The organism is Mesorhizobium sp. AR02, assembly GCF_024746835.1.
In the GTDB taxonomy this organism is placed as follows: domain Bacteria; phylum Pseudomonadota; class Alphaproteobacteria; order Rhizobiales; family Rhizobiaceae; genus Mesorhizobium.
In genome coordinates this window covers 1,369,863-1,385,595 of sequence record NZ_CP080531.1, presented here as the reverse complement: position 1 = coordinate 1,385,595, position 15,733 = coordinate 1,369,863, and the positions used below count along the sequence as shown (strand labels likewise).

Sequence of the window (15,733 nt, the reverse complement as noted above, 5' to 3'; positions counted from 1 at the left end):
AACCCCGGATTGTCCAAGCAGCTCCGGAATGCATCCGACGCAGCTAATCTTTGTTGCCGTCGGTTTCCTTCGCCACCTTTACCTCAACGGTCATGCCCATAAAACTCGACGCGCTTCCGGAGTAGCTTCCGGAAAGTGGGATGGCTTGTCGGGGATGGCGAGCCACGGCCACCCTGATCAGATCCCGGTTGCCGACAATGCCATTGGTAGGATCGAACTCGACCCAACCGGCACCAGGCAAATAGACCTGGCACCAGGCATGCGTCGATCCTCCGCCGCGCACATCAGCACTGTCGCGGCTTGGCACATAGACATAACCGGTAACAAACCGGGCTGCGAAGCCGAGCGACCGCACCGCCTCCATCATGAAAAGCGCAAAGTCCCGGCATGTGCCTTTGCGCAGATGCAACGTTACGAGAGGCGGCTGCGTCCCGGTTTCGATCCGACGAGAATACACGAAGCTCTCATGGATGGCGTAGCAGAGCGTCATCAGCAATTTGCCGGTCTCGGTGTGTCCCGCGGCACTGGCGAACTGCCGTGCCCATTTGCCAATCTCGTCGCCGTCATCGGCATGATGGCGCTCCATGGTTTGCGAGGTCGGCCGCCTCATCTGGATCGTAGGAAAACGGATAGCTGAGCGCCGCCTCGTCGATACGGAAATCAGGCGCATGCTGCGGCGTGTGGTGGAGCCGAATGTCTGTTTCAAAACGCAGTTCTTTGCCGGTGCACTCGAAGTCGATCACCGCAACGCAGTTGCCAAAAACGTCATGGATCCAGCGAACCTCCCTTGGCTCGGGGTTCACAGACAAATCGTGGTCCAGAAGCCATTGATCGAAACTGTCCCGCGGCCTGAACATCAGCCGGTGCTCGCCAAACCTCACCGGCTGGCTATAGCTATAGACGGTGGTGTGCTTGACTGAAAAAATCGGCATCAAAATCCGTCAGTGTTCTTCACGTGTCTGTAGGGTCACCATAAACTCGGTTTCTACCTGAGCGTCGGCCGGTCTGCGAGTCTGCGAGATCAGCGATTATCGCACGCGGTCGATTGTCGACATCCATGAAACCCCACAGCTCTCCGATCGGCTGACTGGCGTAACGCGCGAAACAACATTTACGTTGCGTGTCCGGTTGTGGGATCGTCGTCTTGTGAAAAACGCTTCGTAGCAGGATGGCCCCTATCTCGATGCTTTGGACGCCACTGGAAACTTCTATGAGGCACGGCGGTTAAGTTCGACCGAAACCGGCACGACGGAGCTTCCAATGTTCCAAACCCGTTCCATATATTCGCCTCAGGCCTTGGGGGTGTCGCGGATCGTAGTAGCGCTTCTGTTCCTAGAACATGGCAGCCAGAAACGACGCCCCCGCTGCAGTGCTCACAGTTGCTGCTCATTGACCTAGAAGAGCGAGCGAAAATTGATCGAAGCGAGTTCACGCAGGGTGCTCATTGTCGAAGACGAAATACTCGTCGCCATGCTGATCGAAGATATGTTGATCGAGCTGGGATTTGCGGTGGTTGGTCCCGCGATGCGGCTTCAGCATGCGCTGAAGATGGCGCAAGAGGAGAGCTTAGATCTCGCCGTCCTCGACGTGAATTTGGCGAACGAGCAATCTTTTCCGGTCGCACGCGCACTGCAGCAGCGAGGCATCCCGTTCATCTTCGCGACCGCCTACGGATCGAAAGGGCTGAATGATCGCTTCCAGGAAGTTATCACGCTTCAAAAGCCATTCGAGCTGCACCAGCTCAAGCATGCAATCTCCAGTGTTCTTGCTTCTAAATAGAAAATCACGCAGTGAAGGCGCGGGTAGGCTGTTCGACATTGGAATAGTCCCTGTCGGCGCCAACGTCAGCGCCTTGAAGCGGCGTGGGGATCGGATTTGGCTCGTTTGTCAGCTCGATTACATCTGCTTGGCTTAATCGCCGCCGCAGTCGTTCCGGTATGGCTCTTCGCCGCCTATCTTCTCGCCCAATACGCCTTCACCGAGCGGGCGCGGTTCGAGAGCGCTGCGCTGCAGGTCGCGCGGCAGGTGTCGCTTGTAGTCGAGGGCGAACTCACCAATCTTGTGACTGTGCTTGAGGGCCTGTCTAAATCCGCCGCGCTCGCCGGTGGTGATCTAAACACCCTGCATGGGGAGGCCGTCCGTCTGGTTCAGGGGACAGACCGCATCATCCTGCTGCGCGATCTTAACGGCCGCCAGTTTGTTAACACTGAGCTGCCCTACGGCACCGAGCTTCCGCCGGCCGTTCCGCTTTCGGCAACCGAAGTCGCCAAGCTTAAAGCCAGTCAGCCAGTCGTCAGTGACGTCTATGCCAGCCCGGTCTCGAATGAATATCGGATTGCCGTCGCGCTTCCGGTGCGTGGACCACACGGAGAAAGCTGGCTTCTCGCCATCACGGTTCCCACCGCCCATATCCGCGACGTCATGATGCCGGCGGTGCCCGTCGGCTGGACGCTCGGCGTTGGCGACCGCAACGGCAACTATGTGGCGCGATCTCAACTGCACGAGAAGATGACCGGTAAGCCGGGCCTGCCCGAATATCTAGAGAAGGTAGTCGGCCGCGCCGGAACGTTCACCTCACGCAATTTCCAGGGCATGACCCTGCTCGCCGGTTATTACCGCTCGGAGTTCTCCGACTGGTTTTATACCGCCAACGTGCCTCTTTCGGCGGTCCAGGCGCCGCTGTGGCGTTCCCTCGGCGCGATCGGCGCCATTGCTCTGGTAGCGATGCTGGTCTCGGGCGCGCTCGCCTATGTTGTTGGCAAAGGCATCGCCAGGGCCGCCGGCGACCTTGCGATTCGCGCTGATGCGCTCGGACATGCCCGGCCGGTCGCGGCGATGTCCACGACAGTCTCCGAGTTCGCGGCAATTGCCGACGCGCTAGCCGCTGCCGAACGCGCGCTAGCCGAACGCGCCTCCGAATTGGAGACAGTGCTGGAGACAGCCCCCGCAGCGGTCTGGTTCACGTATGATCCGCAGGCGCGCCAGGTTATTCGCAACCGCTTCGCCGCTGAGCTTATGGGGCTACCGACCGATATCCGCAAATCCTTCGGCGCACCCGATCTTGTCATTGACACGATCGCGCTGAAGGACGGCCACGCGGTGAGCCGCGAGGATCGGCCACTCAGCCGGGCGATGCGCGGCGAGCAAACCGACAACGAAGAATTCGCTTATATTCTGCCGAGCGGCGTCGAGCGCACCCTGCTCTCCAGCGCACGCCCCATCCGCAACGCTGCTGACAAGATTATCGGCGCGGTGCAGATCAGCCTTGACATAAGCGAGCGCAAGCGCGGCGAAGAACAGCGTAAGCTCTTAGTCAATGAGCTGAACCATCGCGTTAAAAACACCCTCGCTGTGGTTCAGGCGATCGCCAGCCAAACCCTGCGCAACGCCACGAGCCTGCCGGAGGCGGGACGCTCCCTTGCTAGCCGGCTTGGGTCGCTCGCCAAAGCGCACGACATCCTGACGCAGGAGAATTGGAGCGGTGCCAATCTCCAGGACCTCATCACCACTTCACTTGCGCCCCATGCCGGGCTCGACCGTTTCCAACTTTCTGGTGACTCGGTCTGGCTGCCACCCAATCTGGCTCTGTCGCTCGCACTGGCCATCCACGAGCTCACCACGAACGCGATCAAATACGGCGCGCTTTCGACCGGGGGCGGAACGGTTTCGATTTCCTGGACCGTAAGCAAACAAGCGGAGCAGCGGCGTCTTCGGATCGAATGGCGCGAGCAGGGCGGTCCGCCGGTCGCGCCCGCCGAGCGGAAGGGATTCGGCACCCGCATGCTTGAAAGGCTTCTCGACCCAGAATCTGGCGGTAGCGTCACCACAACGTTCGAACCAACCGGGGTCGTCTGCGTGTTTGGGGTGAATCTCGGCGCGCCCGGCGAAATTACTAGGGTTCCCTAAGTCGTGCCGCGGGACGCCCTCCGACGCAGCGGATCACGTATGAGAATGGCCGCCCTGCTATCGACGAAGCCTGATTCGCTTCGTCGCAACTCGCGTCGCCAGTATCGCAGCCCCGGTTGGCCAGATCACGCTTGGCAGAATCGGGGATGGTTGGAAATAGGTCCGGCGCAGGGTCGTCCATAAGCTAACCTCTGCGCTGAAGGCCGAATTTGGCGCACACGCAGCCCGAATTCCGCCTACAGATCATCGCGGTGGTAGTGTGCTGAGAGTTCTGCAAATTCGCTGAGAGAGGGGCGGTCATGGCAGGCTGGTGATTGTTCACGTCACCGATTCCCGCGAAGGAACGCCACCATGACCAAGATTGAAAGTAAGACCGCCAGCGCCTCCGTCAAAGACATTCTGCTTTCGAACCCGGACGGACTTCACGAAGTGATCCGTGCGGTGATGCAGGAGGTGCTCGAGGCCGAGATGGATGAGGCGCTGAGTGCTTCGAAGGGCGAACGCACGCCCGAGCGGCTTGGCTATCGCTCGGGTTACTATGGCCGCACCCTTGTGACGCGCGTCGGCAAGCTTGAGCTGCGGGTTCCGCAGGACCGCTCGGGGCGCTTCTCGACCGAGTTGTTTGAGCGCTATCAGCGTTCGGAACGGGCTTTGGTGGCGACGCTGGCCGAGATGTATGTGCAGGGCGTGTCGACCCGCAAGGTGAAGGCGATCACCGAAGAGCTGTGCGGCCATGCTTTCTCGGCCTCGTCGATCTCGGCCATCAACAAGCGGCTGGACGAGAGCCTCGCTGCCTTTGCCAGGCGTCCCCTTCAAGAGCCGTTTGCTTACCTCATCCTCGATGCGCGCTACGAGAAAGTGCGTGAAGCCGGCGTCGTCATGAGCCAGGCGGTGCTGATCGCGGTCGGCATCGACTGGGACGGCCGGCGCCAGATCCTGGCTGTGGAGATGGCCAATCGCGAGAGCCGTTCGGCCTGGAAAGACTTTCTCGTCTCACTGAAGGCGCGCGGCCTCAAGGGCGTCGAATTGGTCGTGTCCGACGATCACGCCGGCCTGGTGGCGGCGATCGGCGAGGTGATCCCGGAAGCCGCCGGCAACGCTGCTACGTGCACTTCCTCAGGAACGCGCTCGATCATCTGCCGCGCAAGCACGGCGATGACTGCCTGCAGGAGCTGCGCTGGCTCTACGACCGACGCGATCTCGCCGAGGCCAGGGCCGATCTCGCCGCATGGCTTGCCAAATGGTCACCTCGCTATCCGCGCCTGACAGGCTGGGCCGAAGATGCCATCGAACAAACTCTGACCTTCTTCAGGCTGCCGAGACAGCACCACAAGCATCTCAAGTCCACCAACATGCTCGAGCGCCTCAACGAGGAAATCCGCCGGCGCACCTATGTCGTACGCATCTTCCCCAACGCCGAAAGCTGCCTGCGCCTTGTCAGGGCCTTGGCTGTCGAGACCAACGAAAACTGGATGGAGGCCAACCGCTACATCAACATGGACGACCTGCGCGAGCACAAAAAGCTCGCTCTACGCCAAGCCGCATGACCAGCACTATGGCCGCCCCTTTTTGCAGAACTTGACGCACACAACCATCGCGGTCGAGGCACGGCGGTCTTTATGCAAAGTGCGAAAGAGGGCCAGAGTGGCCCCTGCGACGCCTCCAGGGCGCAGCGCCTCTGCGGCGCGTCACACTATATTTGAAGAGCATTCTAGGAATGTCGCTTGTCCGAGATGGAACTCACCTCTCGAATTAGCTTCCTTATAGCCCATTGGAATTCTGCCGGGCTGTTGGCTGGAATAATAAACGAGCCTGGCCCTCCGATGACGTGTCGCTCATAATACTCGGCTATTGTCTCTCCATCTTCTATTTCAGCGCCGATTGGCAGGCCATTGATGATGATGGCCTTTTGAAGCGCTCTTTGGCGGCTGTCCTCAAGTGAAGGTCCGTTATTGTTTGTTCCGTCGCCTGAGATATCGATGACCCTACGCGACGTTGTGACCGGAAGTTTGTCAAAGGCATCAACTGATGCGTCAATGGCGTATGAGATCGATGTTTTCGCACCGTGCGGATCAAGGCCTCGGCTCTCCGACTTTTTCCGGATTGCTTCCGCGATTGCAGATGCATCATTTGCGTCAGAGAGAACGGTCCAGTCCAACCGAGTCTTCAAGTAGCCTGAACTCGACCATTCGAGGAAGGTGACTGCGATCCTCCCGTGCAAGCCTTCTTTGATTACTTGGAGCACGCTCGCCGATTCCAAGGCAGCCGCGTAGCCCTCCCGTTGCAAGGCCGCCTCGGTCTGGTTAATGGAGCCAGACATATCGGCTGCAAGAACGATTGCGACACCGATTCTGCGGTTGAGTCCTTGAGAGGTTGCTTCTGACGAATTTCGCAAGTGCAACGATCAGCGGTATCGGAACTGTCAGCAGGCTGGGCTGCAATCGCCAGTATTGCTGACAGTCCAGCAATCAAGACAGCGGCGGAGAAGATTTGCATCTTCCACCATCCCTCTGAGTTCTCAATGCGTTATGGCGCCCCCGTTTCTGACCAATAACCGAGCTTACTTGAGGCCGGAGCGAAGACTCGTCCAATCCAACAAGAGCGACTGCACCCTGGAAACATTAGCTTTCGCGCATATTAGGGATAACTTACAATCAAAGTCAACGCTTTGTGCCGAACCAGGCCGCTGGAATGGGCATGATTGCACGGCAGCCCACCGCCATTCCTTCCGGTTTGCAAATTTCAGAGAATCTTCAGATTGCGCTCAGGACTTCCGCCAACTGCCAAGCCAGGATGCGGATATTCCCAGGGAGCGAACCGGTATTTCAATAACCGGGCCGGCCGGCATCTCTCTCGCTTTTAGCGAAGGGGCATAGTCAAGGCAGGTGTAGGCGGGGCTCGCTGGGTTGTGGGAGGATGGTGACAACACTCGTCTCTCGATACAGGCAATTGACCCGGATCGCGGCTTTTACCCCGACACGTTCTACCGATTTGTCCGGGGCGATTTTTTGAAACTTACTTTGGCTGAAACTCAGAAAGCCGAAAATGATGTGGCCAGGTGGAAGAAGCCATGGCTATCAGCCTTCGCCCGAGTGCTTGACAAAAAAGAAGTCGCGGGACCAAGGTGACAGTAGGATCGGTTCATTCTGATGCACGTCACAGCGTTACAAAACAACTTGTAAGTATTTGAAATTATTATGATAACTTAGAGTTCAATCCTCTGTCATCTGGGGGCGGCTGTTTGCCTTGGCCCTCACGCCACAACCAGCAGGCGTTCGGATTTCCGCTCGGTCATCGCCTCAGCCCGGCCATGAAAGTCTTTACTCGGGCGGGGTCGACCTGGTTCCACCAGACGCCGTCATGCTTCAGTGCGCTGGCGATGATGACGCCATCGACGATGCCAAGGATATCGTTGGCGTTGTCGGGCGTCACGCCGCTGCCAACCAGCGTCGGCAGGCCGGCGGCCTCCTTGATCATGCGGATGTAGCTCAGATCCGCAGCGTGCCCGGTGCGCTGGCCCGTCGCGATGATGGCGTCGGCGTCGAAGAAGACCAAATCCTTGACCAGTTCCTCGACCGGCCGGTCGGCAACGATCGCGTGCGCGCCATGCTTGACATGAGCATCGGCGAAAACGCGGATGCCGTTGGCGCGCAGCCTAGCGCGATAGCGTGCTGCTCGGCCCGACTCGCCCTCGACAAAGCCCTCGTTAGCGATATAGGCGTTCGCCCATTGATTGATGCGCACGAAGCCGGCGCCTGCGGCACTGGCGATCGCAAGGGCCGGGATCGCGGCGTTTGCGAGCACATTGATGCCGATCGGCTTGCCGAGTTCGCGGCGAATACGGTCGGAGACGACCGCCATATAGGCCGCTGTCTCCGGTCCGATATCGTCAGGTTTGGCGAATGGTATGTCGCCATGGTTCTCGATGATCACGCCGTCGCATCCGCCATCGAGGTAGGCTCTCGCATCGTCGAGCCCTCGCTGATAGATCGCCTCCACCGCCTCGCCGTCATAGCGAGGCGCGCCGGGCAGCGGCGCAAGGTGAACGACGCCGATGACCACCTTGGTGCGGCCGAAAAGCTGAACGAGCGCGTCGCCGCCTGATTGACCGATCGGACGTGAGGGCTGGGTCATGAGAGCTCCGTTTGATCGATGAGCGCCGCCATTTCAGACGCGACAGGACAGGATGCCAGTGTGCCCGGCCGTGTCACTGCGATTGCCGCGGCCGCGAGCGCAAACTTCAGTGCGGATGTAACTGACATTCTCTTTGCAAACCCGCCGGCCAGACAGCCGCAGAACACATCGCCGGCACCGCTGGTGTCGAGCGCCTCGACGTGTGGCGCCGGCAAACGAAGCGATTCTGCCTGGTCCGGGCCGAGCACAAGACAACCCTCGGCGCCGAGCGTGATCACGACTGTCCCGGCGCCTTTGGCCGCTAGCGCGTCGGCAGCCGCGGCCATATCACCCCGGCCGGTCAGTGCTTTCGCCTCACTTTGGTTCACCACCAATACCTCCGCTAGACCGAAATCAGGCAGAGCCGCTGCATCGATAGGGCTCGCATTCAGAACGGTGCGCGCGCCATTTTCCTGTGCTGCCCGCAGGCAGGCATTTGTCGCGGCGCCTCGCAGGTTTCCTTGCATGACAAGGATGTCGCCAGGCGCAATCCGGCGCGCAAGTGCGGTTTGCGCAATCGGATCGAACGCTTCGCCGCAGGCGACGCCGCTGACGATGAAGTTCTCGCCGCCAGCATCAATGACGATGGTCGAGCGGTCGCTCGGCAGGTCGAATTCGTTCACCTGGATGTCGGATAGCTCCCTGCCGAGGCGGCTCCGGATCCATGCGCCTGCGGAGTCTTTGCCGAGCGCCGTCCATAGCGTCACGGCCGCGCCCGTGCGCGCGGCCGCGACCGCCTGGTTTGCGCCCTTGCCGCCAAGGCCTTCAGAACAGGCAACGGCGTTCAAAGTCTCGCCCGCGGCAGGGAAGCGGCCGAGGTGGAACGTTGTGTCGACACAGGCATTACCCACGACGTGGACGTGCATCGCTCAGTTCCCACATGTCGCCCAGCTAAGCATCTGTTCGAACAGGGTCTTATAGCCTTTCCAGGCGATGAACTCCGGTGGCAGCCAATGCGGCCCGACATCGGATGTCCAAGCTACAGTGCGGCCCTTGCCGTAGCGGCCGGTGACAAGCAGCGGCAGTGATCCATATTCCGACGACACGGTAGCCAGAACTTCTGCCCCGTCTTTCAGGGTCACCTCGTTGAAGCCGAGCAGCATCGGCCAGTCCGAACCGAGACCCTTCAGGATGGGATGACTCGACGAGCCTGTCGGCACAGGCGCAAAGCCTTCCGGAACCTCGATGCGGTCGTCGACCGAGAGGCAGTTCACCGGCAGCACTTCCTCGACCGGCGTCTTATGGTAGCGCGCGCCGCCGTTGATGCCCTGGAAGCTATAGTAGCCGCCGAACATCAAAAGTCCGCCGCCGGCGCTCACATAGTCCCGCAGCAGGCGCAAGCGGTTCGGCGTTCTCTTCGAGTGAACCCAGGTGTCCGGATGCAGAAGCAGCGTGTTGGCGCCGATGTCGGAGAGCACCACCGCGTCATATGCCGAGAGGGCTTCCATTGCTTGAGGAAAGCTGCGCTGAGCCTCATGCGCCGGCATGAAGGTCACGTCGAAATCAGTTGCCTTCAACGCCGTCAGCAATTCGTCCGCGCCGGTATGGTAAGTGACCGTCGGAAACTGGTCGAAACCCTTGATATGGGTCGCGGTCGACACCCAGGATTCACCGGCAAGCAGGATCTTTTTCTTCGACATTTGAACTCCGTCGTCAGTCTTGGCCGCTTAGGTCTGCCGCGCGAACACGGTCTTCGGATTGGCGATCAGCATGCGATCGATGGCTAGCTGCTCGACGCCATGCCGTTTCAGACGCGGTATGAAATGCTTCAGGATATAGCCGTAGCCGAAGCCGCCGAAGCGGGTCAGCATGATCTTGAGGAACACATCCTGCGAGAGCAGCAGGCGGTCGCCGAAGCCCGCTTCGACAAGTGCCGCAACTGCTCGCGCATTCTCTTCATCGGAGGGCGATTGCGCGTCCTGATCGGCATAGTAGTAGTCCATGCCGATCATATCGTATTCGAGGAACGCGCCGCGTCGGGCAAGGCTTGTCTGATAGTCGAGATCGTTGTGGCTGGGATTCATGTGGCAGAGCACGGTGTGGCGAAGATCGGCGCCCTCGGCCTCCACGACATCGAGCACCTCATGCGCCAAACGCTCCCAGCCCGGCAGATGAATTGACAGCGGCACGCCCGTGATGCGCGAGGCTCGCGCGGAAGCTCTCAACGACTTTCGTTCCTCGGAGGTGAAGTCCTTGCTGACGCCGATCTCGCCGATCAGGCCGGCCAGGATCGGCGGCTGCGTCGCGCCGCCGCCGACGTCATTGACGATGAACTCGGTCACCGCGTCGACATCCATGACCTTCAACCATTCGGGATGGGTGTGCTCGAGATAGAAGCCAGTGCCCATGACGATCTTCAAGCCAGACATGCGGCTGATGCGGGCAAGCTTTTCCGGCTCGCGGCCGATACCGATATTGGTCGCGTCGACCACGGTGTGACCACCCAGCGCGCGATACCGTTGCAACTCCGACAGCGCCAGGTCACTGTCGTCGAGCGAGACGTTGTCGCGGTTCACATAAGGGTTCATGCGCAGTTCGCCGATGATCTCGATGTTCACTGGTTGCTCGGCGAGCGCCATGTCGTCGGGATGACAGGGACATTTCCAGGTGCGCGCGCCGTCGAGCAAGATGTGCTCGTGCATCATGGTAATTCCCATTTCTTCGACCGGAACCGAACCGAGCACGGTCATCACGTGGCCGGTTTCGACCCCGATCTCCAGCCGCTGCGTGGGCGGCGCATCATCGAAGAGATTGCTCATGGGCTCAACGGCTTCGCACCGCACCGCGGAACAGGCGGAAGTTCAGCCAGATGGCGATCAGGATGATCGTTCCGGTCACGATCGGCGTCAGGAAAGGTGATAGATGCGCCAGGATCAGGCCGTTGCCGATGACGGCCACGGTAAGCGCACCGAGCACTGTGCCGATGACCGTTCCGCGGCCGCCGAACAGACTGGTGCCGCCAAGCACGACGGCAGCGATCACTTCGAGCTCGAAGCCTTGCCCGGCATTCGAGGATCCGGATCCGAGCCGGGCAGCAATGATGATCCCCGCCAGCGCCGCTGCAGCGGCGGAAATCACATAGACAAAAAGCGTCGTCAGCCGCGTGTTCACGCCGGCGCGTCTCACCGCTTCGGCGTTGGCGCCGATGCCGGTCACATAGCGGCCGAACGGCGTCTCGTTGAAGGCCAGATAGGCGATCGCGAGCATCACCAGCGCGATCAGCGCCGGCACGGGCACGCCAAGGAACCAGGCGCGGCCTATGACCGTGAAAGGGCTTCCCGGCTCGACGGGGATGGAGTAGCCGCCGGTGATCAGCAGCGCTACGCCACGGATCACCGAAAGCCCGGCAAGCGTCACGATGAAGGCCGGGATGCCCTCATAAGCCACGAAATAGCCCTGCACCGCACCAAGCAGGGCACCCAGCGCGAGCATGGCGAGGATGACCGCCGGCCACGGCAAGCCAAGCTGCAGAAGTGTCGCCGACAGTGTCGCCACCAGCGCCAGGACGGAGCCGACTGAAAGATCGATGCCGCCCGTGGTGATGACGAAGGTCATCGCAGCGGCCACGATCAGCAGCGGCGCCGACTGCCGCAGGATGTTCAACAGATTGGGCGATGTCAAAAAGGCGTTGGTCGCCACCGAGAAGATGATGCAAACGACAAGAAAGAACAGCGCGATCGACAAGACGCTGCCATTGGCGAGCATCGCATCGCGCCATGCGCTTTTCGGCACCTTTCGGGACTGGGCCGAGTGGGTCGAGGTCTCTCCGCTCATGGCGGCGCTCCATCGCGATATCGGCTGGTGGCGGAGCGAGCATTGAACTTGCGGCCCACGATCAGGTTGACCACGTCCTCGATATTGGTTTCGCCGATCAGCCGCTCGGCGACGTTACGTCCTTCATACATGACCTGAATGCGGTCGCATACGAGGAACAGATCCTGGAGGCGGTGGGTGATCAGAATGACGCTGACGCCGCGCGCGCTCACGGTGCGGATCAGGTCCAGCACAGCCTCGACCTCGGCGACGGCAAGCGCTGCCGTCGGCTCATCCATAATCAGCACGGACGGCTCGAACGAGGCGGCGCGGCCGATCGCGATCGACTGTCGCTGCCCGCCGGACAGGTTTTCGACCTTGAGCCGCGTGTCGGCGATAACGATGCCGAGCTGATCGAGCATCTGGCGTGTCTGCTCGTGCATGCGCTTCTTGTCGAGAAAGGAAATGCCGGCGATGCGCCGGCGCGGCTCGCGGCCGAGAAAGAGATTGCCGGCGACATCAACCGTGTCACAGAGCGACAGATCCTGATAGACCATCTCGATGCGCGCTGCACGCGAGTCCGCCGGCGAACTGAAGCTCACCGGCATTCCATCAATCTCGATTGTGCCGGCGTCGGGGATCACAGCTCCCGACAGCACCTTGCTCAATGTCGACTTTCCCGCGCCATTGTCGCCGACCAGCCCAAGAACCTCCCCAGGCTTCAGCGTCAGGGACACGTCATCGAGCGACTGGATGGCGTTGTAGTGCTTCGAGATGCCGCTCATCCGCACCCGATAGGTCTCGCTACTGCTCATCTTGGATCCACGCGATTTGCATAGGGTCCGCGACGTGGCCTGAGGCGGCGCCGCGGATCGGTCGTCGACGCAGTTTACTTGAACATCGCGCGGTATTGGTCGACATTCTTCTTGGTAACGATCGTCACCGGAATATTGATGATCGGATCGACCTTTTCGCCCTTCTTGAGCTTGGCCAGCGCTTCGACCGCGGCCTTGCCTTCGCCCGCCGGATCCTGCTGGACGACTGCCACCACCCAACCATCGCTGATGCCCTGAACCGCCTGCTTGGTCAGGTCCCAGCCGAATACCTTGACGTCGCCTGTGCGGCCCTGGCTGGTCACGGCCGAAACAGCGCCTAGCAACGCCGGCTCGCCGGTCGCATAGAGCGTCGTCATGTCCGGGTTGGCAGTCATCAGGTTCTCCGAAGCGCTCAATGCGGTCTCCTGAACGTTCTGGCCGTCGACCGTGTCGAGGAAGGTGATCGCCTCGCCGCTGTCGGTGACCGCTTTCTTGAAGCCGTCGAGCCGCTGGTTCTGGATGAACGAATTAAGCGCACCAACGATGCCGATCTTGGCTTTGCCGCCCATCTCGGTCTTCACATAATCGGCGTAGAATTTGCCGATATCCGCGCCGGCCTTGGTGTTGTCGACACCGATGAACGAAACGTTGTCGCCGTTGGGGATCTGCGCGTCGATGGCGACCACGGGAATGCCGGCCGCCTTGGCCGCGGTGATCGCAGGCTTGACGCCGTTCACGTCGATGGCGACCAGAATGATGCCGTCGACTTTCTGCGTGATGTAGGTCTCGATCGCGTCATTTTGCGCGCTCGGCACGTTGTTGGCATTGAAGATGACCAGCTTGGCGCCGGCGGCATCGGCTGCCTTCTGCGCGCCCTCGTTGATCTGGTTGAAGAAAAGGGCCTGCTGATTGATGTTGACGAGAGCGAACGTGTCGGCGAGCGCTGATCCCATGGCTGTCGAGCATATGGCGACGACGGCGGCGCAACCGACGAAAAGTTTGAACAGACGCATTTTGCGGTTCCCCTTGCTTGCGGGCCAAACCTCATTCGGCTGGTCCCATTGGTGCTACAGGCACGCGGCAAACATTCAAGAGACTTGAATAGTTGTCAATGAGTTTGAACGCATGAACGTCGATCAGAAAGTCGCCGGCGTGTTGACCCAGAAAATGCTGGCTCGCTCCTTGCCGATGTTGCGGTAGTGATGCGGCAGCTCCGACCTGAACACGAACGCATCGCCGGCGGCGAGATCATGGCTCTTCCCGTCGACGATCAACTCGATCCGGCCCGCCAGCACATAGCCGACTTCCTCGCCGACATGCTGGATGGGACCTTCACTCTCGCCGTCTGCCTCGATGTGATGGATGTTGCACTGCAGCAGGTGGCCGGAGGAATACGGAATAACACGTTCTAGCGAGATGCCATCGCCGCGCCTCAACGCGTCGAGCGTGATCAATGGCCGCGCGCCTTCCCGGAACACGATCGCCTCGTCATCGTCGACCTCCTCGAACATCCAGCCGATATTGGTGTCCAGAACTTCGACCAGGCGGTGAAGCATGGGTAGCGATGGCGAAGCCTTGCCGTTCTCGATCTTGGACAAAAGGCTTTCAGAGCAGTTCGCACCAGCGGCCAGTGTCTTTAGCGTCATGCCTCGCATCTGCCGGGCGAGGCGCAATCGCGTTCCAAGCCGCGCGGCATTTACGGTGGCGTCCATTTCGGACTCTGACCGTCGCCGATCGATTTTGTTCATCCGTTCGCCAACCATTCAACAGTCAAAGGACGACTGTCGCGCGAGCAAAAGACAGCGGCGGCCGATTTGCAAGCGGTGATCTGTCAATTCGGCGCTGCAGCCGTGGCTCGACCAGTTTGATAAACACGGATAACGCAACCTCAGCGTTAAACACTCGCCACATGCCAGATACAAGCGCAGCGTCATCGCCGCCGTTCCAAGCCGCGCCGAACCGGACGAGGGCGAGATCGCCTGTGGAACCGTGTTCGCCGCGCTCGACCAGCTTGGCTACACCGGCTGGGTCGGCTGCGAATACAGACCCCGCGCCGGCACCGACGAAGGACTGCGCTGGGTAGAGAACCTGGGCATTTCGCTGTAGTAGTTGCGAAAGACTGCTTGCGGGCTTGTGGTGATAAGCCGCCTCCAGTGCGGCCGACCCCTCCGGGGTCAACGCTGGCAAGAAATAGACCGTCCGGGTGCCCATCTAGCTCGACAGCGTCTGCCAACTGTCGTCTACGTTCCAAGTCAGAGTTTCGGCAAGGGGCATCACTATGAACGACCGCTACTCGGCCATCATGCGCTGGCTGGCCTCCGCTGCGCTCAGCACCACGACACGGCGCTGGACCATAGGTGGGCTGCTCATTGGGCTCCTGGCTGTGTTTTTCATCCCGGCCAGGGGGTTGGCAGTAGCTGGCACTGCGGTCGCAATCTGGGGTTGGGTGGCTGGCGGCATCGTGGCTATTGGAGGCTTGATCGGGAACGCCTTGGGAGCGAACAAACAGAATCGAGAGTTTCGTAAGGACAAGGCTAAGTAGGTCTATGGTGCAACGCAGCAGCCGAATCCCAAAGGCGATTGCCCGGTCATTTTTCGTCCGTCACAACGTTACAAACTGAAACATAAGTATTTGATTTTATTGACATAGTTCAGAGTTCAATCCTCTCTCGCAGCACCAGTCTTTTCCGCGCGAGCGCGGCTGACCTTCAAACTCCTCACCGCGGCGTGATCTATCCGATGTGTGATGAGGTTCCAGCGGCCTTGATCAATTCGTCCTCGCTCCTCACCCCATGTCGGTATGCGGCAACGATTTCCTCCGCTATGATTTCCGCCTCCAACGAATGGTCGTCTACCAGGCGTTGACGACATGCCGTGTCGAACGCACGACTCAATAGAGCCAACTCCTTGGCACTTAGGATGCCGTATTTTAGTGCTTGGTCGGTAACGGACATCGCCCAGTCCTCCGCAACCTTGGTTGAGGACGGCCCCCTGTCCTCAAGGCCCGGCTCGGAGGGCCAGTAGGAGGAGCGTCGCGGAGGGGGAGGCGACGGACAGGCCTGCACTGGGGGGTGCGATAGGCCTAC

General features: G+C 60.3%; 12 protein-coding genes and 2 pseudogenes. 4 read left to right on the top strand and 10 right to left on the bottom strand.

Annotated features, from left to right (window positions below; genetic code table 11):
• Positions 1-43: 43 nt before the first annotated feature.
• Positions 44-932: pseudogene (locus DBIPINDM_RS11000) on the bottom strand (transglutaminase family protein).
• 481 nt (positions 933-1,413) lie between these two features.
• Here DBIPINDM_RS11000 and DBIPINDM_RS10995 point away from each other — a divergent pair.
• The 3 genes and pseudogenes from DBIPINDM_RS10995 (at position 1,414) to DBIPINDM_RS10985 (ending at position 5,453) form a co-directional block, all read left to right on the top strand.
• On the top strand, positions 1,414-1,779 hold the full coding sequence (locus tag DBIPINDM_RS10995) for a response regulator (protein WP_258585740.1): 366 nt from the start codon (positions 1,414-1,416) through the stop codon (positions 1,777-1,779).
• Between the two features lie 96 nt (positions 1,780-1,875).
• Entirely contained in the window at positions 1,876-3,906 is a 2,031-nt protein-coding gene (locus tag DBIPINDM_RS10990) for a sensor histidine kinase (protein ID WP_258585739.1), read from the top strand.
• Between the two features lie 351 nt (positions 3,907-4,257).
• A pseudogene (locus tag DBIPINDM_RS10985) lies at positions 4,258-5,453 on the top strand (IS256 family transposase).
• Between the two features lie 164 nt (positions 5,454-5,617).
• Here DBIPINDM_RS10985 and DBIPINDM_RS10980 read toward each other — a convergent pair.
• From DBIPINDM_RS10980 to DBIPINDM_RS10940, 9 genes are all read right to left on the bottom strand, one after another.
• Positions 5,618-6,226: a DUF1194 domain-containing protein gene (locus DBIPINDM_RS10980; protein ID WP_258585738.1), complete on the bottom strand. Its 609-nt coding sequence runs from the start codon at positions 6,224-6,226 to the stop codon at positions 5,618-5,620.
• 971 nt (positions 6,227-7,197) lie between these two features.
• Positions 7,198-8,040: a BtpA/SgcQ family protein gene (locus tag DBIPINDM_RS10975; RefSeq protein WP_258585737.1), complete on the bottom strand. Its 843-nt coding sequence runs from the start codon at positions 8,038-8,040 to the stop codon at positions 7,198-7,200.
• Entirely contained in the window at positions 8,037-8,945 is a 909-nt protein-coding gene (locus DBIPINDM_RS10970) for a PfkB family carbohydrate kinase (protein ID WP_258585736.1), read from the bottom strand. Before DBIPINDM_RS10970 ends, DBIPINDM_RS10975 begins: the two co-directional genes overlap by 4 nt.
• A 3-nt stretch (positions 8,946-8,948) precedes the next feature.
• Positions 8,949-9,719 carry a glutamine amidotransferase gene (locus tag DBIPINDM_RS10965; RefSeq protein WP_258585735.1) on the bottom strand — a complete coding sequence of 257 codons (771 nt, stop codon included), beginning with the start codon at positions 9,717-9,719 and terminating at the stop codon, positions 8,949-8,951.
• 27 nt (positions 9,720-9,746) lie between these two features.
• On the bottom strand, positions 9,747-10,838 hold the full coding sequence (locus DBIPINDM_RS10960) for a phosphotriesterase family protein (RefSeq protein WP_258585734.1): 1,092 nt from the start codon (positions 10,836-10,838) through the stop codon (positions 9,747-9,749).
• A 4-nt stretch (positions 10,839-10,842) separates the two neighbouring features.
• Positions 10,843-11,784 carry an ABC transporter permease gene (locus DBIPINDM_RS10955; RefSeq protein WP_416361776.1) on the bottom strand — a complete coding sequence of 314 codons (942 nt, stop codon included), beginning with the start codon at positions 11,782-11,784 and terminating at the stop codon, positions 10,843-10,845.
• A 65-nt stretch (positions 11,785-11,849) separates the two neighbouring features.
• A complete protein-coding gene (locus tag DBIPINDM_RS10950) occupies positions 11,850-12,647 on the bottom strand; it encodes an ATP-binding cassette domain-containing protein (RefSeq protein ID WP_258585732.1) in 798 nt (265 codons plus the stop codon).
• Between the two features lie 74 nt (positions 12,648-12,721).
• Positions 12,722-13,660, bottom strand: a complete 939-nt coding sequence (locus DBIPINDM_RS10945; RefSeq protein WP_258585731.1) for a substrate-binding domain-containing protein — start codon at positions 13,658-13,660, stop codon at positions 12,722-12,724.
• Positions 13,661-13,783: 123 nt separating this feature from the next.
• Positions 13,784-14,395, bottom strand: a complete 612-nt coding sequence (locus DBIPINDM_RS10940) for a cupin domain-containing protein (RefSeq protein WP_258585730.1) — start codon at positions 14,393-14,395, stop codon at positions 13,784-13,786.
• A 530-nt stretch (positions 14,396-14,925) separates the two neighbouring features.
• Between DBIPINDM_RS10940 and DBIPINDM_RS10930 the strand changes: the two genes are divergently transcribed.
• On the top strand, positions 14,926-15,189 hold the full coding sequence (locus tag DBIPINDM_RS10930; protein WP_258585729.1) for a hypothetical protein: 264 nt from the start codon (positions 14,926-14,928) through the stop codon (positions 15,187-15,189).
• Positions 15,190-15,733 lie beyond the last annotated feature (544 nt).

Coding starts and splice junctions, on each gene's coding strand:
- DBIPINDM_RS10980 (WP_258585738.1), bottom strand. CDS start 6,226: ATGTCTGGCTCCATTAACCAGACCGAGGCGGCCTTGCAACGGGAGGGC.
- DBIPINDM_RS10975 (WP_258585737.1), bottom strand. CDS start 8,040: ATGACCCAGCCCTCACGTCCGATCGGTCAATCAGGCGGCGACGCGCTC.
- DBIPINDM_RS10970 (WP_258585736.1), bottom strand. CDS start 8,945: ATGCACGTCCACGTCGTGGGTAATGCCTGTGTCGACACAACGTTCCAC.
- DBIPINDM_RS10965 (WP_258585735.1), bottom strand. CDS start 9,719: ATGTCGAAGAAAAAGATCCTGCTTGCCGGTGAATCCTGGGTGTCGACC.
- DBIPINDM_RS10960 (WP_258585734.1), bottom strand. CDS start 10,838: ATGAGCAATCTCTTCGATGATGCGCCGCCCACGCAGCGGCTGGAGATC.
- DBIPINDM_RS10955 (WP_416361776.1), bottom strand. CDS start 11,784: ATGCTCGCCAATGGCAGCGTCTTGTCGATCGCGCTGTTCTTTCTTGTC.
- DBIPINDM_RS10950 (WP_258585732.1), bottom strand. CDS start 12,647: ATGAGCAGTAGCGAGACCTATCGGGTGCGGATGAGCGGCATCTCGAAG.
- DBIPINDM_RS10945 (WP_258585731.1), bottom strand. CDS start 13,660: ATGCGTCTGTTCAAACTTTTCGTCGGTTGCGCCGCCGTCGTCGCCATA.
- DBIPINDM_RS10940 (WP_258585730.1), bottom strand. CDS start 14,395: ATGAACAAAATCGATCGGCGACGGTCAGAGTCCGAAATGGACGCCACC.
- DBIPINDM_RS10930 (WP_258585729.1), top strand. CDS start 14,926: ATGAACGACCGCTACTCGGCCATCATGCGCTGGCTGGCCTCCGCTGCG.